Source organism: Streptomyces sp. NPDC002467 (genome assembly GCF_042889825.1).
Lineage (GTDB): Bacteria > Actinomycetota > Actinomycetes > Streptomycetales > Streptomycetaceae > Streptomyces.
This window is the reverse complement of the sequence record NZ_JBIARJ010000004.1, coordinates 469,626-496,085: the sequence shown is the minus strand read 5'-3', so window position 1 is coordinate 496,085 and position 26,460 is coordinate 469,626. Positions and strand designations below refer to the sequence as shown.

Here is a 26,460-nt window from a genome sequence, read left to right as displayed (position 1 = left end):
TGACCGGCTCCCCACCGGACCAATCCCGGTCCGGCTGTAAATTCGTGACGACCGCTACAAACAGTAAAATTTGGGGGGACAACATGACGTGGCACGTCATTCTGGAGGTACGACGCGACAGCCCGGAGCCGCTCGGCTCCCAGATCGCCGGCCAACTGCGCAGACAGGTGGAGCAGGGACGGCTGACGCCCCGCTCCAGGCTCCCGTCCAGCCGCCAGCTCGCCCAGGACCTGAAGGTATCGCGCAGTGTCGTGGTGGAGGTGTACGAAAAGCTCACCGGAGAGGGCCTGCTGGAGTCGGTCCGAGGTTCCGGTACGCGGGTGGCGGCCCACGCCGACACCCGGATCAGGAAGCCCGTGGTGCTGGTCGACCGGGCGATTCCGTCGGTCCGGTTCAACCTGCTGCCGGGCACGCCCAATGCGGCGACCTTCCCGCACCGCGAATGGACGGCCTCCTACCAGCGGGCCGTGAGCACCGCCCGCTACCAAGGGCTCGGCTATCCGCCGCTGCTCGGCGTCGAACAGCTGCGTACGGAGCTCGTCGCGTACCTCGGCCGGGTCCGCGGTGTGCTGGGGCACCCGGACAACACCATGGTGACGGGCGGGTTCGCGCACGGGCTGGGCCTGATCTGCGCCGCCCTGGGCGAGCTGGGCATCGACAGGCTGGCGGTCGAGGACCCCAGCCACGACCGCCAGCGCCAGTTCATCGAGGAGAACGGGATCCGGACGCTGGCGGTGCCGGTCGGGCCGGAAGGGGTGGAGATCGAGCAGCTCTACGCCGGCCGGGTGCGGGCCGTCCTCGTCACGCCCTCGCACCAGTTCCCCCTCGGCGTGCCCATGTCGCCCAAGCGCCAGCAGGAGCTGGTGCGGTGGGCCCGGGACACCGGCGGCTGGATCATCGAGGACGACTACGACGGCGGGCTGTGGCTGGAGCACCGCGGCCGCCACCTGGCCCTCCAGCCCGCCGATCCCGAGCGGGTCATCTACGCCGGCACGGCGAGCAAACTCCTCGCTCCCGGGCTGCGGTTGGGCTGGTTGGTGCTGCCGCCCGCGCTGACCTCGATGATGGAGGCGATCCGGGTCAGGCGCGACCTGGGCGGCGACGGCCTGATGCAGCTGGCGTTCGCGGACTTCCTGCGCAGCGGCCTGCTCGACGGGCACCTGCGCAGGATGCGCACGCGCTACCGGTCCCAGCACGGCATGCTGACACAGGCCGTGGAGCAGTACCTGCCGGCGGCGACCCTGGTCGGCCCCGTCGCCGGGCTGCACGTCGTCGCCGCGCTGCCGCCCGGTACCGACGAGGAGCGCCTCGTCGCCGAGGCGCTCCAGCGGTCCGTCCTGGTCAAGGGCAGCAGGGCGTACTACGACGATCCGGCGACGGCCCGGCCCGGGCTGGTGCTGGGGTACACGGCCCTGGGCCGCTCGGGCATCTCCGAGGCGATCCGGCGCATCGGGGAGGTGTACACGCGGCAGTCCGACGGGACGCGGCCGGCGGACCCCGTCAGTTGAAGGGGGAGAGCGCCGGCCGGGACCGGATCCAGGGGCTGAGGACGGTGCTCGGTCCGAAGCGGTGCTGCGGAAGCAGTGAGCGGTCCGCGTCGAACAGCCTGTCCTGGTAGAAGCTGCGCAGGTACGGGGCTCCCGAGGTGCCGCCCGAGCCCGTGGTCTCCGTGGGCAGGTAGCGCAGCGCGACCCCGTAGTGGATCTTCCGCCAGGCGAACAGCTCTTGGTCGAGGCGGTGGGCCGCATCCAGCACCCGCCGCCCCGCCTCCTCCGCCGGCGCCCACCGCAGCAGCTCCCGCAGTGGTTCGAAGTCCGGGTTCTGGTGCATCAGGACGTAGGCGTTCTCCGTGGCTTCGGTGAGCGCCTCGGTCTTCTCCGGGTGGACCCCGAGCAGGTGGATGTGGAGCAGCTGGGTGGGGAACGCCTGGACGGCGCTCGCGTCGCCCGTCGCCTCCCGGAACCCGTGGAAGTGCTCCACCGGCATGGTCCTGCGCATGACAAGCAAGGCCTCGGTCTGGGCCGCGGCCAGGTCGGCCGCGCGCGCCAGGCACTCGGCGGCGTACTCCCACCTCCCGCCGCGCAGCCACTCCGCGGCGGACATCACCCGGGCGAGCACCCCCCATGTGGTGGCCTCCACGAGGTGGATCACCCGCAGGAAGGTGACCTCGTCGTGCTGCGTGGTCTGCGGCAGCACGGCCAGGTGCTCCAGGACGTTGGCGGGGCCGTGCGGCGTGAGCGCGTAGTCCCGCCAGTGGCGCGGAGGTTCGGGCGCGGCGGGGTGCAGCGCGGGCGCGCGGCCGATGCTCCGGGAGACCAGCGACCCGAGCCGTGCGATGCGCTCCGTCAGCTGTTCGTCGGAGGGCAGGGCGTCCTGCGCCCACTTCTCCGTCCCGTCGAGGGTGCGCTGTTCGTAGGCCCGCCAGCTCTCGGCGGTGGTGCGGATCGTCTGCCAGCAGGCCCGCTCGACGGCCCCGTCCGGGGCGTGGCTGCGGGTGCCGAGCACGTGGTTGAGGAGCCGTACGTTGCCGTAGGGCTGGTAGCGCTTGCCGCGCCGGTCCAGCGGTCCGCCGCCGCGCGAGGCGACCTCCTGGGGCGCCTCGCCGTCGGGGAGGGCCAGTTTCCACTCGGCCTGGAAGACGAGTTCGGCGAAGCGGAGCATCGCGTGTTCGCTGCGGGTGAGCCGGTCCCGGTCGAGGGCGAGGAGGACGACCACGTCCTCGTACGCTTCGGCCATCCAGGCGCGTAACGCGGGGTCGAGCAGATCACGCCCGACGGCGCGGGCGTTGGCGATGTAGTCGGTCAGGTCGAAGTCGAGTATGGCGCGCAGGGTCGCGGTGGTGCGCATCGTGCAGTTCCCCCCCAGAGCGCTTGCGGCGCTCATGAGTCAAGTGGTGCGGCGGGTCGGCGGGACGGCGGGACCGAAGGTCACTCGCAGAGGGCCGCCGCCGGACACGGAACGGCCTCTCCGTGCATCGAGAGGCGGCCCAGGACCTCCAGGCGGCTCTCGGTCTCGGCCGCCAGTGCCCTCGCCGTGTCGGCGAAGTGGTCTTCCAGCTCCTCCTGCGTGAAGCCCGCCCGGCTCCCCGGCGCCGCGTACGTGTGCGGTCCCCCAACCGCACACGACGTCCCCTCGGCCCTCGTCACCATGGGCAGTGCCAGCCAGGCCTCGCCGAGCCGGTCGTTGACGAACGAGGCCGCGGCCCGCGCGGCGGCCATGTACCGCTGCGGGTACGGTCCGACGACATCGGTCGCGCCGACCATCAGCAGCTCCGCGACCCGCCCGGACTCGAACCCGCCCTCGGAGGACGGGACTTCGGCAGGCGGGACGTCGGCGGACGCGTCTTCGACGGGGAGGGCTTCGAGCTGCCGGGCCAGCGACGCCAGGGCCCGGACGTCCGCGGGCCGGTAGAAGTGGGTGGCCTGCAGGGTGCACCCCGCGGCGGCGAACCGGGCCACGACGGCGCGCTGTTGCTCGATGGTGCCCGAGAGGCGGACGTAGACGCCGCCGACGTACTGGCGCTGCCAGCGTGCCGTGGCCGCGTACACGTCCGCGTCCGCGTGCCCGCCCGCCCCCGGCTCGCCGACGCATACCAGGATGCGCCGCTGGTGCCGGCTGGGCAGGGGCTCCTGCGTGAGCTCCTCGCAGCCGGCGTCCGGGAAGCCGGTCGTACCGGTCACAGTCTCACCTCCAGCACATCGGGGACGGCCCCGGCGTCCTGGAGGAGATCGCGCAGCAGCCGTACGGCGCCGTCGAAGTCCTCGGCACCCAGGCCGGGCGCGTCGTACACGGTGAAGACCAGGTGCCGGGAGCCCTTGGTGACGCTGGTCCGGCGGTCGGGACCCTGCAAGACGGAGGCGACGATCGCGGCCCCGTCCCGGACGACGGGCTCGTCCTGGGCACAGGTGACGGTGGAGCGGAAACCGGCGAAGGTCTCGCCCTGCGCCGCCCAGTCGAAGTGCAGGTCGCCGACGATGGCGTCGGCGTCCTGGACGCCCATCAGTACGCCGCTGGTCAGCTCGGCGTACAGCAGGGCATCGACGGCGGGCCCGATCACGGGCAGTCCCTTGCGGCGGGCCATGGCGATCTGGCCGGGCAGCGGACAGGTCACGCCGTTGGCGTCGAACCACCGGGCATAGACCCCGGCGACCTCCGACGCGCGCTCGAACACGTCATCGGAACGCGACGCCAGTTCCTGGCGCCGCAGTTCGAGCAGGGTGCTGAGAGCCGCGGTATCCACCGCCGCCACGACGGCGGCGAAACGGGTGGGCCCCGCCGCTCCGGACGGCTTCTTGCCTGCGCTCAGTGCTGGGGCTTTCAAAGGGGTTCTCCGGTTCACTTGCTGGGCGCATCTCGCTGATCATTCCAACAGCCGGACGCGGTCCCCCTTAAGTCCACCGCAGACCGTGCGGTCCAGGCCAGTCCCACTATGTGGACGGATGCCACCGCGAATCGACCGCCGACCCGCCGGTGGCCGGCGTCCACGACGGTGAGCCGGAGGCGCGAAGGGGGATGGCGTGCGACTGTCACGAGAGGTCACCGGGTGGGCGTTCCTCGCCGACGCGGCAGGCCTGAGAACGCTTCCATCCGGACGCCGCGGGGCGGACCGGGTCCGGGCCCGCCGCTGTCACCGCACACGGCGAACCCGCCTCCCACCCGGGATGATCCGGCCGGAATCCCCACGCTCAAGCGATTGGCCGGGACATGCACAGAGGCCCGGCTGGAGTACCGGCGGCTGGGGTCGCGAGCCGGGCGCGAGGTGTCCGATCCGATCGCGAGTGGTCGGGTACCTCCCCGCGCCGCTGCGCCCGTCGTGCGGCCCGTCCTACGGGCCGGGCGCCCGGCCGTCCCCTGCCTCGGTGGTCCGTGGCGGGCCGGGCGCACGCATTCGCCTGGGAGGGGTCAGCCCCTCGCGGGCTGGTGGAGAGCGGCTGCCAGGAGATGGGCGTCGAGCAGGGAGACGTCAGCCGTCCTGTCCGCCCGTGCGTAGCCGGCCAGCATCCGTTTGGTCAGGACGAGTGCTTCGGGCGAGCGTCGGACGAGGGGCCTGGTCCAGGAGTCGATCACCTTGTCCAGCTGGTCGAGCGGGGCGGTCCGGTGGAGCAGACCGATGCGGTGGGCCGTCGCGGCGTCGAAGACGTCGCAGGTGAGCATGAGCTCGCGAATCCTGGAGGCGCCTGCCTCGGAGACCAGGCGTCCCATCGCCCCGCCCCACGCCGGCGGTAGCCCGATGCCGACCTCGGGCATGCGGAAGCGGCTGGTGTCGGCACCGGCGCGCAGATCGCAGAAGGAGGCCAGGGCAAGACCCGCGCCTATGACACGCCCGTGCAGCCTGGCGATGGTGACCGCGTTGGTGTTCTCCAGGGCCTGGCACAGGCGGTGCGCCTTGTCGGCGATGCGCCGCAGGCTCACTCCGGACGGATCGGCGGCCAATGCCTCCTGGTACTCGCCCCGATCGGCACCCAGGCAGAAGTCCGTACCCAGCGACGACAGCGTCAGGATCCGGACGTCGGGTCTCTCGTGGAGGTCGTCGAGCAGGGTGATCAAGTCGTCGAGGACCGCGGTGTCCAACGTGTCCTCCTGCCCCCAGGGGTTGAGGTGGACGTGCAGGACGGGGCCGTCCTGCTCGGTACGGATCGCCTTGGGCGCGGTCAGGGTGCGCACGGGGGAGGGGGTGCATTCGGTCATGCGACTGCCACGTCCAGGTTCAGGAGACGCCGGAACGCCACACGGGGCGCCATCGACGGGGGGCGTACGAGGGTGAGGCGGGGAAGGCGCCGGATCAACTGGCGGAGCAGCGTCTGGGCTTCGAGACGGGCCAGCGGCGCGCCGAGGCAGTAGTGGATGCCGCCGCTGAAGGCGAGGTGGCCGGGCACGCGTGCGGGGTCGAACCGGTCCGGGTCGCCGTGCCTGGCGGGGTCCCGGTGCGCCGCTCCGATCATGAGGTGGACCATCTCGTCGCGGCGGATCTCGAAGCCCCCCAGCACGGTGTCCTGCGAGGCGACCCTGCTGATCACGTGGGTGGGCGGGTCGTAGCGAAGCGTTTCTTCCACGAACCCGGGTACGAGATCCGGGTCGTCGGCGACCATGTGCCAGCGCTCCGGGCTTTCGACGAGTCGTAGCGTCATCGTCGAGAGGAGGGTCGCGGTGGTCTCCAGGGCGGCCAGCACGACGAACAGCACCAGGAAGTAGACCGCCTCGTCGGCCTTGTCCTGGTCGGGCTCGATCGCGTCCCACGCCTGGATCCACCCGGTGACGGGGTCGTTCCCCGGGTGGGAGCGCCGGTCGCGCACCAGCTCGGTGAAATAGGTGCGGAGTTCGGCGGTGGCCGCATCCGACAGGGCCAGCTGGCTGGCCGACGGCAGCAGCTCCTGGGTGAAGACCTGATCGTGCGTCAACTCGCGCAGCATGGGCCAGTCGGCCCGCGGCAGTCCGAGCCACTCACCGATGGTGGCGACGGGCAGCTCCTCGCAGACGAGCTCCGAGAAGTCCGCCTCGCCGGTGCGTATTCGCTCGGTGAAGGCGTCGAGGAGTCGATCCGCGGTCCGCTCCACGTTGTGGCCGATGCGCTCGACGGTGGACCGGTCGAAGGTGCCCGCCGCCCGGCGCACCCTGGTGTGGTCCGGGACGTTGAGCGCGGCGAGCGTGTTGCTCATCTCGCGCGAGGAGGGCGCGTTCCAGCGCGTCCCGGCCCCCTGGCGCTCCCGCCACTCCCTGTCGGGCTCCAGCCATTGACGGCTGCGCAGCACCTGGTCGCAGGCGGCGAAGCCCGTCACGGCGAAGCCGCCCCAAGGGGCGGGGACCACCTCACCCCGAGAGAGGAGCTCGGCGTATATCGGGAACGGGTCGGCCTGCCCTCTTGCCGTCCGCAGACGGGAGAAGAGGGAGGCGGACGCCCGGCGGTCGTATGACGGAGTTGTTGCAACCCCCATGATGGCGGCTCCTTTCTGAGAACCAGCCGCCATGCCTACCCACATGATCGTTAGAGCATCCACTACCACTGAGTACGCAGGAGGTTACTAGAATCACACTGTGCTCACTCGCCCCTGGTCCAGGCCAGGAAGCGGCTGAACAGGCCGCCCTTGGGCTGCGGCGCGGCTCCGGTGATGGTGCGCGAGGGGCCGGCGGTGGGCGAGGAGACCGCCGCCTGCTGCTGCGGGGTCTGGCCCGTGTTCGCTCCGGCCGGCGTGGACGCCTGGGGGGCGGTCCTCGGGGTGAAGCGGATCGGGAGCGTGACCAGCGTGCGGCTCCACGGGCTCGGCGCCCAGGTGAGCGCCTTGAACGGGACGCGCATCTCCACGTCGAGGAGCTGGTTGAGCAGCGTCTCCACGGCGGTCACGGTGATCATGAAAGCCGGGTCCTTGGCGGGACAGGCGTGCGGGCCCGCTCCGAAGGCCAGGTGCGCCTTGGCGCTGAGCTGCTCGCGGTGCTCGGTCAGCTTCGGGTCCGTGTTGGCCGCGGCGAACGAGATGAGGATCGGGTCGTTGGCTCGGACCACCCTGTCGCCGAGCTCGACGTCGTGCGTCGGGTAGTGGGCCGCGTAGTTGGCGATCGGCGCGTAGTTCCACAGGGTCTGGGAGACCGCGTCCTCGACCGGGAGGCCGACCTGCCAGTCCTCTCCGAGGTACAGGGCGCTGCTGGTGCCGATGGCCGCCGCCAGCGGCGCGGTGCCGCCGGAGAGCAGGGTCACCAGCTGGTGCAGCACCTCCTCGTCGCTCAGCTGCGCCGGGTGCTCCATCAGACGCGTCGTCAGGTCGTCCTTCGGGCGCCGCCGCTTGAGGGCGATCAGCTCGGTGAGCGCCCCGCCGAGCACCTCGTCGGCGCCGGGGGTCCCCTCGAAGATGCCGCTGATCCCGGCGATCACGCGGTCGCCGATCTCGGGCGGGCAGCCGAACAGTTCGCTGAAGACCAGCAGGGGCAGCGGCTGGGCGTACTCGGCCATCAGCTCCGCCTGGCCGCGGATGTCGGTACTGAACTGGCTGATCAGGTAGTTGGCGGACTGCTGCGTCTGCCGGATGAGCTGGTGCTCGTTGACGGTCGCGAGACTGTCGGTCACCGCCCCGCGCAGCCGGGCGTGTGCCGCACCGTCGCTGAAGAGGGCGTTGGGGCGGTAGCCCAGCATGGGAAGTGCCGGGCTGCCGGCCGGGACGCGCCCTTCGTTGAGGGCGTTCCAGCGGCGGGAGTCGCGCACGAAGGAGGCGGGGTTCTGCAGGACGTACAGGGCGGCGTCGTAGCTGGTGACGAGCTCGGCCTGGACGTCGGGGGCGATGTCCACGGGCGCACTGGGTCCGAAGTGACGAAGCTGCGCGTAGTGGCTGTCGGGGTCGGCTCCGAACGAGGGACCGTACATCTGGACGTTCCCGTGCGCGGGGCAGCCGGGAGGTATCTCCATGGGTTCGAGTGGCTGTTGCATTCCTGCGCTCCTAGCCGAGTTGGGACATGAGGTGTTGCACGAGGGTGATGAGGGCCTGCGCCGAGGAGTTCTCGTCCCGTACGTCGCACTCCACGACAGGGGTTTCGTCGGTGAGGTTCAGCGCTTCGCGCACCTCGTCGAGCGGGTAGTGCGTGGTGCCCTCGAAGTGGTTCACGGCGATGGCGTACGTCAGGCCGAAGCGCTCGACGAGGTCCAGGACGGGGAAGGACTCGTGCAGCCGCTCCGGGTCGACCAGGACGAGCGCACCCAGCGCGCCCCGGGAGAGCTCCTCCCACATCTCCTTGAACCGCTCCTGGCCGGGCGTGCCGAAGAGGTAGAGCACCAGGGTGTCGCTGAGGGTCAGCCGGCCGAAGTCCATGGCGACGGTGGTGGTCGTCTTGTCGGGCGTGCCGGACAGGTCATCGAAGCCCACGCTGGCCTCGGTGATCTCTTCCTCGGTCCGCAGCGGCTCGATCTCGGAGAGACTGCCGATGCAGGTGGTCTTGCCGACCCCGAAGTGCCCCACAATGAGGATCTTCACCGCGTGGGAGACATCTGGATCCAGGTACACGCGTTTACGCTCCGAATCGATTCTTCAGGCCTTCGAGCACGGCGCTGACCAGTTCTCTGTCGACACGTTCGGCGCGCGGTATCGGTGTCCTCGTGAGGATGAGGCCGTCCTCCTCCAACTGCGCCAGCAGGATGCGGACCACGCCCAGCGGCAGGTGCGTGTGCCCCGCCACCTCGGCCACGGACAGGAATCCGTCCGCGACCAGGTCCATGACCTGCCCCGCTTCCGGGGACAGCGTGCGCGCCGCGACCTGTCCGTTCTCCGCCCCCGTCGCCGTCACGAGCGTCGTGTGCTCGTACTCGTGGTCCGGGGGCAGCGCCCGCCCGTTCGTGATCACGAACAGGGGGACTAACGGAGACGTCAGTTCCAGCTCTTCGTGCTGTCCGGGCCCGTCAGGCATGTCCTGTCCCCTTCGCCGGTGTCGCCGCCGCGGTCAGTCTGGGAACCACCGAGTGCAGCCGGGTGGTGAACTCCTCGATGTCACACGCCTGTTCGGCGGCGGCGGCCAGGAAGGCGTCGGGGCCGGCGGCCAGGAGGAAGATCCAGCCGTGCTCGAACTCGATGACCGTCTGACGCCATTCCGTGTCCTCGGCGACCCCCGCGAACTGGGAGGTGACCCGGCTGTAGGCGTGGATGCCCGTCATGGCCGCGGAGATCGTGTCCGCCAGGTCGCGGCTCATCCCGGTGGTCGCCCCGCGGGGAAGTCCGTCCGATCCCAGCAGCACCGCGTGCCGGGCGCCCTTGACCTCGGACACCACCCGGTCGAGCTCGCCGAGGACGAACTTCGAGTCGCCCGGGTTCTGCTGCCGGTGCTCTTTGCCCCGCGCGCCTCCGGCGTCCTCGTGGCCCACGCGCGGCGGCGAGGTGAGGTTGTTGCCCAGCCGGGCCACGAGCCGGTGCATGCGGAAGGAGATCTGCTGCATGTCCACGTCGGGCGCGGCCGCGGCGGCGAGGTACGAGCCCTGCCCCGCCCCGATCAGGAAGTTCCAGCCGTGCGAGAACTCGATGATGGTCTGGTTCCACTGCCGGTCCTTCTCCGGTCCGGCGAAGTGGGCCGTCGCCCGGCTGAGCGACTGCATTCCGGCCATGGCGGCGGAGATGGTGCGCACATCGTTCTCGGCCAGGCCTTCCGTCGCACCGCGAGGGAGGCCGTCCGCGGACAGCAGGACGGCGTGACGTGCGCGGGGCACGTTGTGCACGATGTCCTCTAGCATCCACGACAGGTCTGCGGTCATGCCTCTTCGGGCCCTTCGAACGAGGTTGCGTCAAGGTTGCGGCCGGAGAGCGTGCCGCGCTGGAAGGCCCCCAGGCTGCGCCCGGAAGCGCGGCCCGTCTCCTCCGGGTTCCGTGGCGCCGCCCAGGTGGTGTCCGGACGGGGGGCGGGACGAGGGTCGGGATCGGGGACGCTGGCGATGGGCGCCTGGCGCGCGCCGCGCTTGGGCAGACCGTGCATCGTGCGCGACGGGGCGCTCTGGGGCGCGCTCTGGGGGGCACTGTGGGGCCGGCTCTCGGGCGCACTGTGGGGCGCACTGTGGGGCCGACTCTCGGGGGCGCGCCGGATGTTGCTGACCGGAGCCTCCTGGACGGGCGGTATCTCCTCCATGGTCCACAGCTCCTCGGGCAAGAGGACGACGGCCCTGACGCCGCCGTACCGGGAGACTCCGGTGACGTCCACCTTGAAGCCGTGCTGACGCGCGATCAGGCCGATGACCGGAAAACCGAACTTGGGCTGCGTACCGAGCTGCGACAGCCGGGGAGCGATTTCCCCGGAGAGCAGTGCGGTCGCCCGCTGCCGGTCCTCGTCGTTCATGCTGACGCCGGCGTCGTCGATGACGATGCACAGGTTCTTCTGGACGCGCTGGAACGTCACCTCGATCGGCGCGTCGTGCTGCGAGAAGCTGGCGGCGTTGTCGAGCAGCTCCGCCACGGCGAGCGCGACGGGCGCGACCGCGGACGACTTGAGGGCGAGACCGGCCTGCTGCATGATCGCGACCCGGTGGAAGTTGCGGATCTGACCCTGGGCGCTGCGCACCACGTCGTAGACGCTGGCCGGCCGGTTGCGCCGGCCGAGCGGCGCACCGCACATGACGGCGATGCCCTGGGCCTTGCGCGCCATCTGGGCGTTGGCGTGGTTGACGTCCAACAGGTCGCTGAGGACGGCGTGTCCGCCGTACTTGCGCTGGATGCCGTCCAGCAGCGTCGTCTGCTCGGCGGCGAGGCTCTGCAGCAGACTGGCGGCGCCCTTGAGGACGGACTTGGTGTTCTCCTCCGCCGCTTCCTTGGCCTCGCGGAGCGTGGCGTCCTGCTCGTTCCGGAACCTCTGCAGCTCGGCGCGCGACGCGTGCAAGTGGCTGTCCGCCGCCAGCAGCTGATGCCTCAGTTCGGCCTCGGTGTGCTCCTTCTTCGCCTCCAGCGCTCTGTTGCGGGCGACGAGTGCCACGACCGCGGCAACGGCTATTGCCGCCACCGCAACCAAGCACCACACAAGTGCGTCTCGATTCATGGAAACCTTTCCCGGCGCATGGCGTGCGGACGGCTGCAGATACACCCCGCGAGGCCCCGCAACACAGCTGATCGGCGCGGTTCACCCGCTGATATGCGGAGAACGTGGCGCCGATCACGATCAGCATCTGCGTGAAATCAGATCAAGATCACAGATGCCGGGATGCTATCACCGGATCTTCGACCCCCCGGACGCCTGCCAAGGCGCCAAATTCGGCCAACCCGGCCGTCGCGGCAGCGGGTTGACATGGGTCTTTCGGCCCCCCATCCGTCATCGGCCACCCCTCTCTCGGTTGATCTGTCAAGCAGTTCTTCACGAGAGGAGCAGCAATTCCTCACATCGATCCGAGAGGCCGTCAACCGAACCCCGGGCGGGCCCTCCTCGGCAGGTGGCGGCGTGGCCGAGCCGCCCGGTTCGGCGGTGCCGGCCTCCGAAGCGGAATCGTCTCCGGCCGGGGCGCGGCCCGGGCGTCGGGGCGGGGCGCCTGGTCCGCGACCGGTTGTGCGCTGTCGTGCCAACTCCTGGGCGCAGGAGGTCAACACGGGTGGTCGCGTCGTTCGTAGCTTCGAGAAGTGCCGAGCCGCGAGGCGGCGGGCACGTCACCGATCGCTTCGAGAGGACCCCTCGTGTTCGACATCAACAAGGTGCAGGCCGCCCCGAGCAAGGATCTGCTCACGCCCGACAACTCGGTCATGCTCTTCGTGGACCACCAGCCGCAGATGTTCTTCGGCACCGGCAGTGGCGACCGCGCCGCGATCATCAACAGCACGGTCGGTCTCGCCAAGGCGGCCAAGGCGTTCGACGTGCCGGCCGTCCTGACCACGGTCGCCGCCGAATCGTTCTCCGGCCCGCTGCTGCCGCAGCTCGCCGAGGTGTTCCCGAAGAACGAGATCATCGACCGCACCACCATGAACGCCTGGGAGGACGAGGCGCTCGTCGCGGCGGTCAAGGCGACCGGGCGCAAGAAGATCATCCTGTCGGGTCTGTGGACCGAGGTCTGCCTGGTGCTGCCCGCGCTCTCGGCGATCGAGCAGGGTTACGAGGTGTACGTCGTGACCGACGCCTCCGGAGGCGTCAGCCCGGCCGCCCACGAGCACGCGCTGCAGCGGATGATCGCCGCCGGCGCCGTCCCGGTGACCTGGGTCCAGGTCCTCCTGGAGCTGCAGCGCGACTGGGCGCGCCAGGAGACGTACGGCGCGGTCATGGAGATCGTCAAGGCCCACGCGGGCGCGTACGGCCTGGGTGTCGTGTACGCGCAGAGCGTCATCGGCGCGCACGCGGCCGGCTGACCCCCGTGGACACCGGCATTCTGATCCTGCGTCTGCTGGTGGGACTGCTCGTCGCCGGCCACGGTGTGCAGAAGGTCAGTTCACACCTGGGCGGCAAGGGGCTCGAAGGCGGTACCGAGGAGTTCCGCGCCGACGGCTTCCGCGGCGGTGCCCTCACGGCCCTGGCGGCGGGCGGTGGTCAGATCGGATCGGGCCTGCTGCTCGCCGCCGGCCTCATGACCCCGCTCGCCGCGACCGGCACCATCGGGGTCATGACGGTCGCGCTCACCGTGAAGTGGCGCCACGGGATCTGGGTGCAGAACGACGGATACGAGTACCCGCTCGTCCTCATCGGCACCGCCGCCGCCCTCGCCGCCACCGGCCCCGGCGCCTGGTCCCTCGACGCGGCCCTCGGCCTCACGCCGTACCCGCTGTGGTGGGCCGCCCTCGCGCTCGTGGCCGGACTCGGCAGCGGACTCCTCACCCGGCTCGTCCTGCACCGGACCCCCGCCCCGGCGATCGCCGACCGCTGAGCGCGAGCCGCACGGACCGGGTCCGGCCGCCCGCGTACCCCCGACCGGGCGGCCGGGCCCACCCACCAACTCCTCCCTGTACAGGAGCACTCGATGGACATCCTCACGACCCCGCACGGCGGCGGCCAGCCGCTGCTGCACCAGAAGGGCGCCGAGACCCAGGCGTTCGGCACGCTCAAGCAGCTGCCGATCGGCCTCGGCCACGACACCCGCATGTACGCCTGCCAGCGGCTGAACCACGTCCTCGCCGACACGCAGATCCTCCACTCCCTCTACAAGAAGCACCACTGGCTCATGCGCGGGGCGACCTTCTACTCGCTCCACCTGATGCTGGACAAGCACGCGGAGGCCCAGCTGGCCATCGTGGACGCGCTGGCCGAGCGGGTCCAGAGCCTCGGCGGCGTCGCCGTCGGGGACCCGCGCCACGTCGCGGAGCTGACGTCGATCCCCCGTCCGCCGGACGGCGTCGAGCCGGTGCCCGTCATGCTGTCGCGGCTCCTCGACGCGCACGAGCGGATCCTGATCGACGCCCGTGACGCCGCCGCCCGGCTCTCCGGGGAGGGCGACGAGGGCAGCGCCGACCTGCTCGTCTCCGACGTCGTCCGTACCGGCGAGGCGCAGGTGTGGTTCCTGGCCGAGCACCTCGTGGACACCCCTCTGGTGCACGGCTGATGGATGCGTACGACGTCGTCGTGGTCGGCGGCGGACCGGCCGGCGAGGTCGTCGCCGGCCGGGCCGTCCGGTCGGGGCTGACCGCCGTCGTCGTCGAGGCCGAGGCGGTCGGCGGCGAGTGCTCCTACCGTGCCTGCGTGCCGAGCAAGGCCCTGCTGCGACCCGGCGCCGCCCGGGCGGGGGCACGCTCGGTCGACGGGGCCCGGCAGGCGGTCACGGCGTCACTCGACCCGGCGCGCGTCCTGGCCCGCCGTGACCGTTTCACCGGGCGCGGTGACGACACCGGTCAGGCCGACTGGCTCGCCGGTGCGGGCATCGGGCTCGTGCGGGGGCACGGACGGCTCGCCGGTGAGCGCCGGGTGGAGGTGACCGGGGCGGACGGCTCGGTCCGTACCCTGCGGGCCGGGCGCGCGGTCGTGGTCTGCACCGGCACGGAACCCGTGCTTCCGTCGGTCGAAGGGCTCGACCGGATCGGCGTGTGGACCAGCCGGGAGGCCACCACGGCCGACGCGGTGCCCGCGCGGCTCGTCGTCATCGGCGGGGGAGTGGTGGCCTGTGAGATGGCCACCACGTGGCGTTCGCTCGGCTCCTCCGTCACCCTGCTGGTCCGCGACCAGGCCCTGCTGACCGGCTGGGAGCCGTGCGCGGGCGAAGAGGTCACCCGGGGGCTGAGCGATCTGGGCGTCACCATCCGCTTCGGGGTGTCGGCCGTCCGGGTCGCCCGTGACGGGACCGGCCGTGACGTGACCGTGGAGACCGACGACGGCACGGCCCTCGTCTGCGACGAGGTCCTCGTCGCCGTGGGCCGGCGCCCGCGCACGGCCGACATCGGCCTGGAGTCCGTCGGACTGTCCGTCGGCGACCGGCTCCCGGTCGACGACACCTGTCGGGTCACCGCGGTCGAGGGCGAATGGCTCTACGCCGTCGGTGATGTGAACCACCGTGCGCCACTTACCCACATGGCCAAGTACCAGGCCCGCGCCTGCGCCGCGGCGATCGCCGAGCGAGCCGCCGGGCGTCCGGCCGTCACCGGCGGCCGGCAGCCGTGGAGCGCGGAAGCCGACCGGTTCGCCGTCCCGCAAGCCGTCTTCACCCGTCCCGAGGTCGCGAGCGTCGGTCTCACCGAACGCGCGGCACGCGAAGCGGGCCTCGCGGTACGCACGGTGGAGTACCGCGTCGACGACGTCGCCGGTGCCGCGCTCCACGCGGACGACTACCGAGGCCTCGCCAAGCTCGTCGTCGACGAGACCCGAGGGGTCGTCGTCGGCTGCACGCTCACCGGCCCGATGGCGACCGAGCTCATCCACACGGCCACCGTCGCCATCGTGGGCGAGGTCCCCCTGGAGCGCCTCTGGCACGCCGTGCCCGCCTTCCCGACGGTGAGCGAGGTCTGGCTACGCCTCCTGGAGGCGTACGGCCTCTGAGGCGATGTCCCTCCCGACCGGCGCCCCGGCCCTCCCGACCGGCGCCCCGGCCCTCCCGACCGGCGCCCCGGCCCTCCCGGCCGAGCACACCCGAACGCTTCACCATCCGACAAGGAATTCCCCATGCACCCCAAGAGGCGCACCCTCGCCCTCGCCCTCGCCCTGCCGGCCACGGTGGCCTCCCTGCTGGGCGCCGCACCCGCCGCACCCGTACGACCCGCGAGCGGCCCGGCCGCCGCCGGCACCGACCGGCACGACCCCAAGCCCACGATCGTCCTGGTTCACGGGGCGTTCGCGGACGCCGCCGGCTGGAGCGGCACGATCAGGCGGCTGCAGCGCGCGGGCTACCCCGTGCTGGCCCCCGCCAACCCGCTGCGCGGTCTCGCCGCGGACACCGCCTACCTGCGCAGCGTGCTGGCCGGCGTCGACGGACCGGTGATCCTGGTCGGCCACTCCTACGGCGGCGCCGTCATCAGTGGCGCCGCCGTGGGCGACAGCCGTGTGAAGGCCCTCGTCTACATCGCCGCGTTCACCCCGGACAAGGGCGAGAGCGCGGCCGAGCTCGCCGCCAAGTTCCCCGGCTCCACCCTCGGCGACACCGTGAACCCGCGGTCGTACCCGCTGCCCGGCGGGGGCACCGGCACCGAACTCGTCATCGAACAGGCCAAGTTCCACCGGCAGTTCGCCGCCGACGTGCCCGCCGCCGACGCGGCCGTCATGGCCGCGGCCCAGCGCCCGGTCGCCACCGCCGCGCTGGAGGAGAAGGCCGGGGAAGCGGCCTGGAAGACGATCCCGTCCTGGGCGCTGATCGCCACCGCCGACAAGAACATCCCACCGGCCGCCGAACGGTGGATGGCCCGGCGCGCCGGCTCGCGCATCACCGAGGCGGACGCCTCGCACGCCGTGGCGGTCTCCCGCCCGGCCGTGGTCGCCGAGGTGATCCTCGACGCCGCACGGGCGACCCGCTGAGCCCCCGGACCCGCCCCCTCCCGTACATCCCCGAAGGAGAACCCCTCATGAAGAACCGTCCGATCCTCGAACCCGCCGCGCGGGCCTTCGCGGAAGCCACCGCCCAGCCGCCGTTCCTCCACCAGATCCCAGTCGCCGAAGGCCGTAAGGCCGTGGACGGCGTCCAGAGCGGCGAGGGCGTTCCCCTGCCCGAGGTCGACGAGGAGTGGATCACCGTCCACGGCGGCCCCACCGGCGATGTCCGCGCCCGGATCGTCCGCCCGCGCGGCGCCACCGGTCCGCTGCCCGTTGTCCTCTACGTCCACGGCGCGGGCTGGGTCTTCGGCAACGCCCACACCCACGACCGGCTCGTCCGCGAACTCGCCGTCGGCACCGGAGCGGCCGTCGTGTTTCCCGAGTACGACCTCTCGCCCGAGGCGCGCTACCCCGTCGCCATCGAGCAGAACTACAGCGTCGCCCAGTGGGTCGCCCGCGAGGGTCACCACAAGGACCTCGACGGCACACGGATCGCCGTCGCGGGCGACTCGGTCGGCGGCAACATGAGCGCCGCCCTCACCCTCATGGCCAAGCAGCGCGGCGACGTGACCCTCGTCCAGCAGGTCCTCTTCTACCCGGTCACGGACGCGGGCTTCGACACCGACTCGTACCACGAGTTCGGTGAGGGCTACTTCCTGCGCCGTGACGCCATGAAGTGGTTCTGGGACCAGTACACGACCGACGAGGCCGAGCGCGCCCGGATCACGGCCTCCCCGCTGCGCGCCTCCACCGAACAACTCGCAGGCCTGCCGCCGGCCCTGGTCATCACCGCCGAGGCGGACGTCCTGCGCGACGAGGGCGAGGCGTACGCGGCCAAGCTCCGCGCCGCCGGTGTCCCCGTCACCGCCCTGCGCGTCCAAGGCGTCATCCACGACTTCGTCATGCTGAACGCACTGCGCGAGACGCGGGGCGCGGAACTCGCCATCGGTCTCGCCACCGACACCCTGCGCAAGGCCCTCGCATGACCGGGCCGTCGACGAGCATGCCGGTGGCGGGCCTGGTCCCCGCCCCGCGTCGGGAGCACGAGCACGCCGACCTCCTCGTCCGCAACGCCAAGGTCTTCACCGGTGACCCAGACCGGCCCGAGGCCCGTTCCGTCGCGATCCGCGACGGCCGGGTCGCGGCCCTCGGCGACGACCACGACCTCGCCCACCTCGTCGGGCCGGGCACCAAGGTCGTCGACGCCCTCGGACGCAGGGTGATCCCCGGCCTCAACGACTCGCACCTGCACGTCATCCGGGGCGGCCTGAACTACGTCCTGGAGCTGCGCTGGGACGGGGTGCGCAGTCTGCGCCACGCCCTGGCCATGCTGCGCGAGCAGGCCGGCCGCACCCCCAAGGGGCAGTGGATCCGCGTCGTGGGCGGCTGGACCGCCGAACAGTTCGTCGAGCGCAGGATGCCGACCGTGGCGGAGCTGAACGCCGCCGCCCCCGACACCCCGGTCTTCGTCCTGCATCTCTACCAGTCGGCCCTGATGAACCGGGCCGCGGTTCTGGCAGCCGGTTTCACCCGGGAAACCCCCGACCCGCGCGGCGGGCAGATCGTACGCGGCCGCGACGGCGAACCCAACGGCGTGCTCCTCGCGGCGCCGAGCGCCCTCATCCTGTACTCGACCCTGGCCAAGGCGCCGGCTCTCGACGACGCCGACAAGCGGACGTCGACGCGCCACTTCCTGCGCGAGCTGAACCGCTTCGGACTGACGTCCGCGGTCGATGCCGCCGGCGGCTTCCAGAACTTCCCCGACAACTACGCCACGGTCGTCGACCTCGCCCGGTCGGGGGAGCTGACCCTCCGGATCGCCTACCACCTCTTCCCGCAGACGGCCGGTCAGGAGCTCGCCGACCTGAAGCGCTGGACCGAGATGGTCAAGCCCGGGGACGGGGACGAGTGGCTGCGGCTCAACGGTGCGGGAGAGAACCTGACCTGGGCCGCCGCCGACTTCGAGAACTTCTCCGAGCCCAGGCCCGAGCTCGCCGCCGGCTACGAGACCGAATTCGAGGGCGCCGTCCGGCTGCTCCTGGAGAACGGCTGGGGCTTCCGGCTCCACGCGACCTACGACGAGACGATCCGCCGCGACCTGGCCGTCTTCGAGAAGCTCGCGGCGGAAGGGCTCTTCCCCGGCGGCAACCGCTGGCTCTTCGACCACGCGGAGACGGTCTCGGCCGACAGCCTCGACCGGATCGCCGCCCTCGGCGGCGCCGTCTCGGTCCAGAACCGCATGTCCTTCCAGGGCGCCGCCTTCCTCGACCGCTACGGCGCCGAGGCCGCCGCCCACACCCCGCCGGTCCGGGCCATGCTCGACCGGGGCCTGACCGTCGCCGCGGGAACCGACGCCACCCGCGTCTCCTCGTACAACCCGTGGGTCGCGCTCCACTGGCTGGTCACCGGGCGCACCGTCGGCGGCACGGCCCTCTACCCGGCCGGGAACCTGATCGACCGGGAGACCGCCCTCGGCCTCTACACCCGGGGCGGAGCGCAGCTCACCGGCGAGCAGGACGTCAAGGGAACCCTGCGCGAGGGCTGCTACGGCGACCTCGCGATCCTGTCCGACGACTACCTCACCGTCTCCGAGGACGTCATTCCCGACATCGAGTCCGTCCTCACCGTCGTCGGTGGCCGCATCGTCTACGCGACCGCCGAGTACGAGGGACTCGACGAGGCCATCTTGCCGGTGACCCCCGAGTGGAGCCCGGTGGCCCGTTTCGGCGGCTACCAGAGCGGTGCCCTCCAGGCGTCGGCCGTGGCCGAGGCCGTCGCCGAGTCCGAGCAGCACCGCCGGTGGCGCGTCGCCCGCGGAGCCGTCCCCGAGACGGCGCCGTCCTTCGTCGACCCCTGCTTCGCACACTGAAAGAGACCGCACGATGAGTACAGCCCCTCCCGCCGCCGACGGCGGCGACGAAGACCCGGCCGCGCTGCCGGGACGCCGCTTCGAGCCGGACCTCCGGTCGATGACGCGGATCAACCTGCGCCCCATCGCCTCGCCCATGCCGCTCGGCTTCTTCACGATCGCCATCGCCTCCGTGATGACGGGCTGCCTCCAGCTCGGGATCTTCGACGAGGCGGCCCGCGCCGCCGTCGCCTTCACCGTGCTGCCGGCCTTCGTCCTCCAACTCCTCGTGAGCATCCTGGCCTTCGGCGCCCGTGACGTGATCGCGGCGACGCTGATGGCGGTGTTCGCCGGCAGCTGGCTGCCGTATGCGCTCATCATGCTCAGCGGCGCGGCCGACGGCCTTCGGGTCCTCGGCGTGTTCAACCTGGCGCTCCTCTGCTTCGGGGCCCTGATGACCGCCGTGACCCGGCCCAAGCGCGCGCTGTGGCTCGTCCTCGCGGTCTCCCTTCCCCGCTGGGCGGCCACCGGCCTCGGAGGCATCACCGGCGCCGAATGGCTGACGCGCACGTCCGGTGTGCTCGGCCTCGTGGTGGCGCTGGTCGCGATGTACACGGCGTTCGCCCTGATGCTGGAGGACATGCGCAGCGAGCAGGTCCTGCCCATCGGCCGCAGCGGCCCCGCCCACCTCGCGGTGGAAGGCGACCTGGCCGTTCAGCTCCGCAACCTGGAACGCCAGGCGGGCGTGCGCCGCACGCTCTGACCGCACCCACCCACCTCGTCACCCCACGACCGCACAGGAGCACCCATGGAACCGCAGGTGACGGACCGGCCCCAGAGGTCTCGGTACGAGATCCTCGCCGGCGAAGACGGCACCGAGGCCGCGGGCTTCGCCGAGTACCACCTCTCGGAGGGCGAGATCGCCTTCATCCACACCGAGATCGACAGCCGGTTCGCCGGCCAGGGCTTGGGCGGTCTCCTCGCCCGGGGAGCCCTCGACGACGCCCGGGTCCGAGGATTGCGCGTCCTGCCGTACTGCCCCTTCATCCGGGGCTGGATCGGCAAGCACCCCGAGTACACCGACCTGGTGCCCGAGGCGGGGCGGGCCCGGTTCGGCCTCTGACACACCACGATCCGCCGGCCTGACGACCGTTGAGATCGACTAATCGTTCAAGATCGAACGATTAGTCGATATTGTTCGAGCGCTGGTAGCTTCTGCTCGCCCCCGAGAAACCTTCGGCGGGCGATCGGAGGAGTCACACCCATGAGGTTCGGCGCGAGGCTCGCTCTCGCGGTCATCACCCTCGCCGTCACCGCCACCGCCTGCGGCACCCCGCAGGGCGGCGGTTCGCGGGCGCACACCACTGCGGACTGCGGACGGTACACCCAGTACGGCAAGCACCCCGGCACCGAGGTCACCGTCTACGCGGAGAACCGGGACCGGGAGGCCGACCTGTTCGAAGAGACCTGGGCGGACTTCGAGGGCTGCACGGGCATCGACGTCCAATACGAGGGGGACGGGGAGTTCGAGGCCCGGATCCAGCTCCGGGTCGACGGCGGGCGTGCGCCGGATGTGGCCTTCTTCCCTCAACCCGGGCTCCTGGAACGCTTCGCGCGGACGGGGAAGCTCAAGCCCGCGAGCGCCGGGGTCGTGGCCCTCGCGAAGCAGGGCTGGTCGGCCGACTGGAACAGCTACGCGACCGTGAACGGCACCCTCTACGGCACGCCGCTGGTCGCGAACGTCAAGTCGTTCGTCTGGTACTCCCCGAGGTTCTTCCGCGACAGGGGGCTGAGCGTTCCCCGCACGTGGTCCGAGCTGATGGCCGTGACGGAAAAGGTCGCGGCGTCGGGCGTCAAGCCGTGGTGCGCGGGCCTCGAATCCGCCGAGGCGACCGGCTGGCCCGTGACGGACTGGATCGAGGACGTCCTGCTGCGCCGGCAGGGCACGGACGTCTACGACCAGTGGGTCGCCCACGAGATCCCGTTCAACGACCCGCGCGTGATCGACGCCATGGACACCGTGGGGTCCATCCTCAAGAACGACCGGTACGCCAACGGCGGTTTCGGTCCGGCCCGGTCGATGGCGTCGATCTCCTTCCAGGAGGCCGGCGCACCGGTTCTCTCCGGCGACTGCGCGATGCACCGTCAGGCCTCGTTCTACGCCGACATGTGGCCGAAGGGCACCGAGATCGGACCGGACGGGGACGTCTACGCCTTCCTCCTGCCGGGGGCCGACCCGGCCACCCGCCCCGTGCTGGGCGGTGGAGTGTTCACCGCGGCGTTCGCCGACCGTCCCGAAGTGCGGGCGTTCCAGGAGTACCTGGCCTCCGCGGACTTCGCGAACGCGCGCATGAAGAAGGGCCCGTTCGTCTCGGCGAACAAGGCCGTGGATCCGGCGAACGCCGCGACCGCGGTCGACAGGCTCTCGATCCAGCTGCTCCAGGATCCCGGGACACAGTTCAGGTTCGACGGTTCGGACCTGATGCCGGCGTCGGTCGGCGCCGGATCGTTCTGGAAGGGAGCCGTCGACTGGATCGGCGGCGCGAGCACCCGAGAGGTCGCCGACTCCAACGAACGGTCCTGGCCGAAGAACTGATGTCCTTCGACGCCGTCGCCCAGCAGCCCAAGCTGATGTACCTGCTCCAGGGCGTCGCCGCCTTCGTGGCGGTGGTCGCCCTGGTCCTGCTGGCGCTGCACCGGGGGCCGGTGCGGAGGAGGGCCGCGGCCCTGATCCTGCTGGCCCCGGCACTGCTGCTCCTCACGGTCGGTCTCCTCCTGCCCGGTCTGCGCACCCTGGTCCTGTCGTTCACCGACGGAGAGGGAGACACGTGGGCCGGGTTCGACAACTACGTGTGGATGTTCACCGACCCCCGGGCGCTGGTGGCGCTGCGCAACACCCTGGCCTGGGTGGTGCTCGTGCCGCTGGCGGCGACCTCGGTCGGTCTGCTCTACGCGGCGGCCGTCGTACGCTCGCGGTTCAGAGCGTTCGCACTGTCCCTCGTCCTGATGCCCATGGCGATCTCCTTCGTCGGCGCGGGCGTCGTCTGGAAGTTCGTCTACGCCTACCGTCCCGCCGAAGCCGAACAGATAGGGCTGCTGAACCAACTCGTCGTCGCGTTCGGCGGCGAACCGAGGCAATGGCTCGTGGACTCTCCCTGGAACGTCCTGTTCCTCATCGTGGCGATGGTGTGGACACAGGCGGGCTTCGCGGCCGTCCTGCTGGCCGGCGCGATCAGGGCCGTTCCCGGTGAGCCGGCCGAGGCGGCCCGACTGGACGGCGCCTCCCCCCGGCAGATCTTCCGGTGGATCACCCTGCCGTCGATCAGGCCCACGCTGCTCGTCGTGCTCCTCGCCCAGGCGATCGGCACCTTCAAGGCCTTCGACATCGTCAAGACCATGACCGGCGGACAGTTCGCCACGGGCGTCATCGCCCACGAGATGTACGACCAGGCCTTCCGCTACGGCGAGACGGGCCGCGGCGCGGCGCTGGCCGTGCTCCTCTTCCTCCTCGTCACCCCCTTCGTCGCCCACCAGGTGCGGGCGCGGCGGAGGGCGGGGTGAACGGCGTCCGGGAGCGTCTGGCCTCCCGCGCCTCCACGTCGATCGCCATCGTGATCGCGGTCCTCTGGACGACACCGACCCTCGGTCTGTTGCTCTCCTCGTTCCGCCCCGAGGAGGAGATCAAGACGACGGGCTGGTGGACCGTGTTCGGTACGCCGCACCTCACGCTCGACAACTACGGCGAGGTGTTGTCCGGCGGTGGGAACGGCTCGGGGCGGCTCGCCGAGTACTTCGTCAACTCCGTCGTCATCACCCTTCCCTCGGTGCTGTTCCCGCTCGTCCTGGCGTTCTTCGCGGCGTACGCCCTGGCCTGGATCGACTTCAGGGGGCGCGACGCGCTCGTCGTCGGCATCTTCGCCCTCCAGGTCGTGCCGCTCCAGATGGCGCTCGTCCCCCTCCTGAAGCTGTTCTCCCAGGGCTGGCTGTTCCTGCCCGCGTGGAACCCCACCGGTCCCGCGCGGTTCGGCCAGGTCTGGTTCGCCCACACCGTCTTCGCGTTGCCGTTCGCGGTGTTCCTCCTGCACAACTTCCTGGCAGGGCTGCCCCGGGACCTGATCGAGGCCGCCCGCGTCGACGGCGCGTCGCACGGGACGCTGCTGCTCCGGATCGTGCTGCCCCTGGCCCGCCCGGCCCTGGTCTCCTTCGCCGTCATCCAGTTCATCTGGGTGTGGAACGACCTCCTCGTGGCCCTGACCCTGTCGGGCGGGACCGCCGAGACGGCGCCGATGACGGTCAGACTGGCGAGCCTGGCCGGGACGTACGGCAACGAGTGGCAGCGGCTCACCGCGGGAGCCTTCGTGGCGGCCTTCGTCCCGCTGCTCGTCTTCCTCTCCCTCCGGCGGCACTTCGCACGGGGGCTGCTCGCCGGATCGGTCAAGGGATGAGCCCCGACCGACCCGAGGAACAGGGCGTGGCGACGGGGCTGAGCCGGCCCGGGCTGCGGGGCCGCGAAGCCGAGCTGGAGCAACTGCGCGCCCTGGTCGAAGCGGTGCGCGACGGCGAGGGCGGAGCGATCGCGCTGCTCCTGGGCGAGCCCGGCATCGGCAAGACCGTACTGCTGCAGGAGACCATCTCGATCGCGCGGGCCCACGGGTTCGTCGTCAGCCACGGACGCGCCGAGGAACTGCACGAGCTGGCACCGCTCGCCTCACTGGCATCGGGCCTCCTGCACGGTGATCCGCCGCTGCTGTCCGGCGCGGACTTCGCGGACCTCGCCGGCCACCACGACCAGCGCATCTGGCTCGTCGAACGGCTGGCCCAGCTGATCGAGGAGCGCTCGGCGGGCACGCCCGTACTGATCGCGGTCGACGACGTGCAATGGGCCGACCCGCTGAGCCGGTTCGCCCTGAGCGTCATGCCCGCACGGCTGCTCAGCTCCCCGATCCTCTGGCTTCTCACGGGCAGGGAGGACCCGGAGCTGTACGGGCAGGGGCCGCGGACGACGACCCTCCCTCTGCGGCCGCTGCCCGAAACGGCCCTGACCGAGGTGGCACGCGACGTCCTCGGAGGGGACGTGCCGGAGCGGGTCGCGGAGCTTCTCGACGGGGCCGGCGGCAACCCCTTCCTCGCGACCGAGATGCTCGCGGGCATCGCGGCGTCGGGCGCGGACGGGACGCGGCCGCCGGAACGGCTGGTCCTCGGCGTACGCGACCGGCTGGCCGACCTCCGGCCGGACACCCTCCACTTCCTGCGGATCGGCTCGGTCCTCGGCCGGGCGTTCTCGCTCGCGGACGCCGCCGCCCTGTGCGGCCGGCCCGCCTCCGGACTCGGCGCCGAAGTGGACGAGGCGATCGACGCCGCCCTCCTCCACGACGACGGCGAACGCCTCCTGTTCCGCCACGACCTGCTCCGCCAGGCCGTGTACGCCGACCTCGCCCCCTCCGTGCGCCGGGCGCTGCACCGGGAGGCCGCGAGCCGACTCGTCGCGGCGGGCCGGAGCTCCGTCGACGCGGTCCCGCATCTGCTGAAGAGCGCCGAACCCGGCGACATGGAGGCGATCGGACTGCTCGGCACGGCATCCACGGACGTGATCGCCGTGATGCCCGACCTCGCCGCCGACCTGGCCGTGCGCGCCCTGGAACTCGTACCGCCCCGTGCGCCCATGGCGTACGACGTGGGAGAACGGGCCATCGTCGCGCTGACCCGCGCGGGCCGCTACACGCAGGCACGGGACGCCGGTGACGCGCTGCTCGCCCGGCAGCCGCCGCTGGACGTCTTCGCCCGTCTGCAGTCCGTACTCGGTGACACGCTGTGGCACCTCGACGACGTCCACGAGCTGACCCGGCGCCTGACGGCGGCGCTGGCAGCCGTCACCGACCCGGCGATCCGTGCCCGGCTGACCGCCCGGCTGGCCCTGGCCCGGTCCCGCGGGAGCGACCTCGGGGCCGCTCGTGAGACCGGCGAACGGGCGCTCGTCGAGGCGGAGCGGGCCGGTGACCGGGAGGCCCGCGTCCTCGCACTGTGGGGCCTGGGCGAGATCGCCCTGAACGCGGGCGACTGCGCCGCCGCCGTCGAACACCACACGGTGCTGGGCGTGTTCGACAAGGCCTTCCTGACGGAGGAGGCCGTCGCCCGGATCCACATGGACGACTTCGACACCGTACGACGACTGCTCCGGACGGCGGGCGACCCTCCCCAACGCCCCGCGATGCTGTTCTGGGCCCAGGGAACCCTGAACATGGGGCTCGGCCGGCTCGACGACGCGGAGGCCGACTTCGTCACCGCCGAGCGGCTCGAAGCGGACCTCCACGTGCCCGGCAACCTGGTCAACATCCGCGTCAACCGCGGTCTGCTCGCGATGCTGCGCGGCGACCGCGAAGCCGCGCGGGAGCACCTGGACGTCGTGAGGGCGACCGTGGCAGACCGGCCGAACACCGGCAACCACGCCACCCACCAGTACTTCGAGGCCGTCGTCGCGGACGCCGACGGCGACCACGCGGCAGCGGCGGAACTGGTCCGGTCCGTCCAGCGGGACCACCCCTTCCTCCGGTGGCGGCTGCTGCGCCCCCATGTCGTCCAGGCCGTGCGGATCGCCCTGCGCGGCGGGGACCGCAACCTGGCCGAGGACCTCGCGGCCCAAGCCGCCGAACACGCCACCCGCAACCCCACCGTGCCGACCGCCCGGGGGACGGCCGCCCATGCGGCCGGCCTGGTGAACGCCGACCGCGAACTCCTGGAGCGATCGGTCCGCGTCCTCGGCACCGGCCCCCGGCCGCTGCCGCTCGCCGCCGCGTCCGCCGACTACGGGCGCGCTCTCCTCACCGCGGGCGACTCCGCCGCGACACCTGCCCTGACCAGGGCGCACGACCTCTACGCCCGGGCGGGGGCCGACGTCGAGGCCGACCGGGTCCGAGCCGATCTGGAACGGGCCACGACCCGCTCCGGCCGACGCGCCGGCGGCCTCGGGCCGCGCCCCGACCAGGGCTGGGACGCGCTCACGGCCTCGGAACGCAAGGTGGCCCGGCTGATCGCCGCGGGCCACACCAACCGGTCGGCCGCGCAGGCCCTCGTCGTCTCCCCGCACACGGTCAACACCCATCTGTCGTCGGTCTTCCGCAAGCTCTCGGTGCGATCGAGGGTCCACCTGGCCCGGATCGTCCTCGCGGAGGACGACGCCGCAGCGACCACCGGCGACTGAACGAGCTCTGCGCCCCCGTGCAAGGCGTGGTGCGCGGGACGGCAAC

Annotated in this window: 24 protein-coding genes; 14 read left to right on the top strand and 10 right to left on the bottom strand. The window is 71.7% G+C overall.

What is annotated here, in order from left to right; genetic code table 11:
* Positions 1–83: 83 nt before the first annotated feature.
* Positions 84–1,508, top strand: coding sequence for a PLP-dependent aminotransferase family protein (locus ACFYYJ_RS11885; RefSeq protein ID WP_385360899.1), 1,425 nt, complete (start codon positions 84–86; stop codon positions 1,506–1,508).
* Here the strand turns inward: ACFYYJ_RS11885 and ACFYYJ_RS11880 are convergent.
* The 10 genes from ACFYYJ_RS11880 to ACFYYJ_RS11835 all read right to left on the bottom strand — a co-directional run bounded on the left by ACFYYJ_RS11880 (position 1,501) and on the right by ACFYYJ_RS11835 (position 11,487).
* A complete protein-coding gene (locus tag ACFYYJ_RS11880; RefSeq protein ID WP_385360896.1) occupies positions 1,501–2,847 on the bottom strand; it encodes a hypothetical protein in 1,347 nt (448 codons plus the stop codon). The genes ACFYYJ_RS11885 and ACFYYJ_RS11880 overlap by 8 nt on opposite strands.
* 80 nt (positions 2,848–2,927) lie before the next feature.
* The gene (locus ACFYYJ_RS11875) at positions 2,928–3,680 is read right to left on the bottom strand and encodes a hypothetical protein (protein ID WP_389131217.1); all 753 of its coding nucleotides are present in this window, start codon (positions 3,678–3,680) and stop codon (positions 2,928–2,930) included.
* Complete coding sequence (locus tag ACFYYJ_RS11870) at positions 3,677–4,321, bottom strand: phenylalanine--tRNA ligase beta subunit-related protein (RefSeq protein WP_385121370.1); 645 nt, start codon at positions 4,319–4,321, stop codon at positions 3,677–3,679. Before ACFYYJ_RS11870 ends, ACFYYJ_RS11875 begins: the two co-directional genes overlap by 4 nt.
* 581 nt (positions 4,322–4,902) lie before the next feature.
* Complete coding sequence (locus tag ACFYYJ_RS11865) at positions 4,903–5,688, bottom strand: enoyl-CoA hydratase/isomerase family protein (RefSeq protein ID WP_389131214.1); 786 nt, start codon at positions 5,686–5,688, stop codon at positions 4,903–4,905.
* Positions 5,685–6,932, bottom strand: coding sequence for a cytochrome P450 (locus ACFYYJ_RS11860; protein WP_389131211.1), 1,248 nt, complete (start codon positions 6,930–6,932; stop codon positions 5,685–5,687). Before ACFYYJ_RS11860 ends, ACFYYJ_RS11865 begins: the two co-directional genes overlap by 4 nt.
* A 104-nt stretch (positions 6,933–7,036) precedes the next feature.
* Positions 7,037–8,413 carry a cytochrome P450 gene (locus tag ACFYYJ_RS11855; protein WP_389131208.1) on the bottom strand — a complete coding sequence of 459 codons (1,377 nt, stop codon included), beginning with the start codon at positions 8,411–8,413 and terminating at the stop codon, positions 7,037–7,039.
* 10 nt (positions 8,414–8,423) lie between these two features.
* Positions 8,424–8,984, bottom strand: coding sequence for an ATP/GTP-binding protein (locus ACFYYJ_RS11850; protein WP_385121380.1), 561 nt, complete (start codon positions 8,982–8,984; stop codon positions 8,424–8,426).
* Positions 8,985–8,988: 4 nt separating this feature from the next.
* The gene (locus ACFYYJ_RS11845) at positions 8,989–9,384 is read right to left on the bottom strand and encodes a DUF742 domain-containing protein (RefSeq protein WP_385121382.1); all 396 of its coding nucleotides are present in this window, start codon (positions 9,382–9,384) and stop codon (positions 8,989–8,991) included.
* Entirely contained in the window at positions 9,377–10,219 is an 843-nt protein-coding gene (locus ACFYYJ_RS11840; RefSeq protein WP_385121385.1) for a roadblock/LC7 domain-containing protein, read from the bottom strand. The genes ACFYYJ_RS11845 and ACFYYJ_RS11840 overlap by 8 nt, the downstream gene beginning before the upstream one ends.
* Complete coding sequence (locus tag ACFYYJ_RS11835) at positions 10,216–11,487, bottom strand: ATP-binding protein (protein WP_389131203.1); 1,272 nt, start codon at positions 11,485–11,487, stop codon at positions 10,216–10,218. Before ACFYYJ_RS11835 ends, ACFYYJ_RS11840 begins: the two co-directional genes overlap by 4 nt.
* A 626-nt stretch (positions 11,488–12,113) precedes the next feature.
* Here ACFYYJ_RS11835 and ACFYYJ_RS11830 point away from each other — a divergent pair.
* From ACFYYJ_RS11830 to ACFYYJ_RS11770, 13 genes are all read left to right on the top strand, one after another.
* On the top strand, positions 12,114–12,776 hold the full coding sequence (locus ACFYYJ_RS11830) for a hydrolase (protein ID WP_385121389.1): 663 nt from the start codon (positions 12,114–12,116) through the stop codon (positions 12,774–12,776).
* A gap of 5 nt (positions 12,777–12,781) precedes the next feature.
* Positions 12,782–13,288: a DoxX family protein gene (locus ACFYYJ_RS11825; RefSeq protein ID WP_389131201.1), complete on the top strand. Its 507-nt coding sequence runs from the start codon at positions 12,782–12,784 to the stop codon at positions 13,286–13,288.
* 93 nt (positions 13,289–13,381) lie between these two features.
* Positions 13,382–13,960 carry a Dps family protein gene (locus ACFYYJ_RS11820; protein ID WP_389131198.1) on the top strand — a complete coding sequence of 193 codons (579 nt, stop codon included), beginning with the start codon at positions 13,382–13,384 and terminating at the stop codon, positions 13,958–13,960.
* The gene (locus ACFYYJ_RS11815) at positions 13,960–15,384 is read left to right on the top strand and encodes a dihydrolipoyl dehydrogenase family protein (protein WP_389131196.1); all 1,425 of its coding nucleotides are present in this window, start codon (positions 13,960–13,962) and stop codon (positions 15,382–15,384) included. The genes ACFYYJ_RS11820 and ACFYYJ_RS11815 overlap by 1 nt, the downstream gene beginning before the upstream one ends.
* A 123-nt stretch (positions 15,385–15,507) precedes the next feature.
* Entirely contained in the window at positions 15,508–16,353 is an 846-nt protein-coding gene (locus ACFYYJ_RS11810) for an alpha/beta fold hydrolase (RefSeq protein ID WP_389131193.1), read from the top strand.
* A 47-nt stretch (positions 16,354–16,400) separates the two neighbouring features.
* The gene (locus ACFYYJ_RS11805; RefSeq protein ID WP_389131190.1) at positions 16,401–17,354 is read left to right on the top strand and encodes an alpha/beta hydrolase; all 954 of its coding nucleotides are present in this window, start codon (positions 16,401–16,403) and stop codon (positions 17,352–17,354) included.
* Positions 17,351–19,237, top strand: a complete 1,887-nt coding sequence (locus ACFYYJ_RS11800) for an amidohydrolase (RefSeq protein WP_389131187.1) — start codon at positions 17,351–17,353, stop codon at positions 19,235–19,237. The genes ACFYYJ_RS11805 and ACFYYJ_RS11800 overlap by 4 nt, the downstream gene beginning before the upstream one ends.
* 13 nt (positions 19,238–19,250) lie before the next feature.
* Positions 19,251–19,979 carry a GPR1/FUN34/YaaH family transporter gene (locus ACFYYJ_RS11795; RefSeq protein ID WP_385121402.1) on the top strand — a complete coding sequence of 243 codons (729 nt, stop codon included), beginning with the start codon at positions 19,251–19,253 and terminating at the stop codon, positions 19,977–19,979.
* Between the two features lie 45 nt (positions 19,980–20,024).
* Complete coding sequence (locus ACFYYJ_RS11790; protein ID WP_385121404.1) at positions 20,025–20,339, top strand: GNAT family N-acetyltransferase; 315 nt, start codon at positions 20,025–20,027, stop codon at positions 20,337–20,339.
* Between the two features lie 141 nt (positions 20,340–20,480).
* Positions 20,481–21,812, top strand: coding sequence for an ABC transporter substrate-binding protein (locus ACFYYJ_RS11785; protein WP_389131183.1), 1,332 nt, complete (start codon positions 20,481–20,483; stop codon positions 21,810–21,812).
* On the top strand, positions 21,812–22,777 hold the full coding sequence (locus tag ACFYYJ_RS11780) for a carbohydrate ABC transporter permease (RefSeq protein ID WP_389131180.1): 966 nt from the start codon (positions 21,812–21,814) through the stop codon (positions 22,775–22,777). Before ACFYYJ_RS11785 ends, ACFYYJ_RS11780 begins: the two co-directional genes overlap by 1 nt.
* Positions 22,774–23,661: a carbohydrate ABC transporter permease gene (locus ACFYYJ_RS11775; protein WP_389131177.1), complete on the top strand. Its 888-nt coding sequence runs from the start codon at positions 22,774–22,776 to the stop codon at positions 23,659–23,661. Before ACFYYJ_RS11780 ends, ACFYYJ_RS11775 begins: the two co-directional genes overlap by 4 nt.
* On the top strand, positions 23,658–26,414 hold the full coding sequence (locus tag ACFYYJ_RS11770) for an AAA family ATPase (RefSeq protein ID WP_389131174.1): 2,757 nt from the start codon (positions 23,658–23,660) through the stop codon (positions 26,412–26,414). The genes ACFYYJ_RS11775 and ACFYYJ_RS11770 overlap by 4 nt, the downstream gene beginning before the upstream one ends.
* The last annotated feature ends 46 nt before the right edge of the window (positions 26,415–26,460 follow it).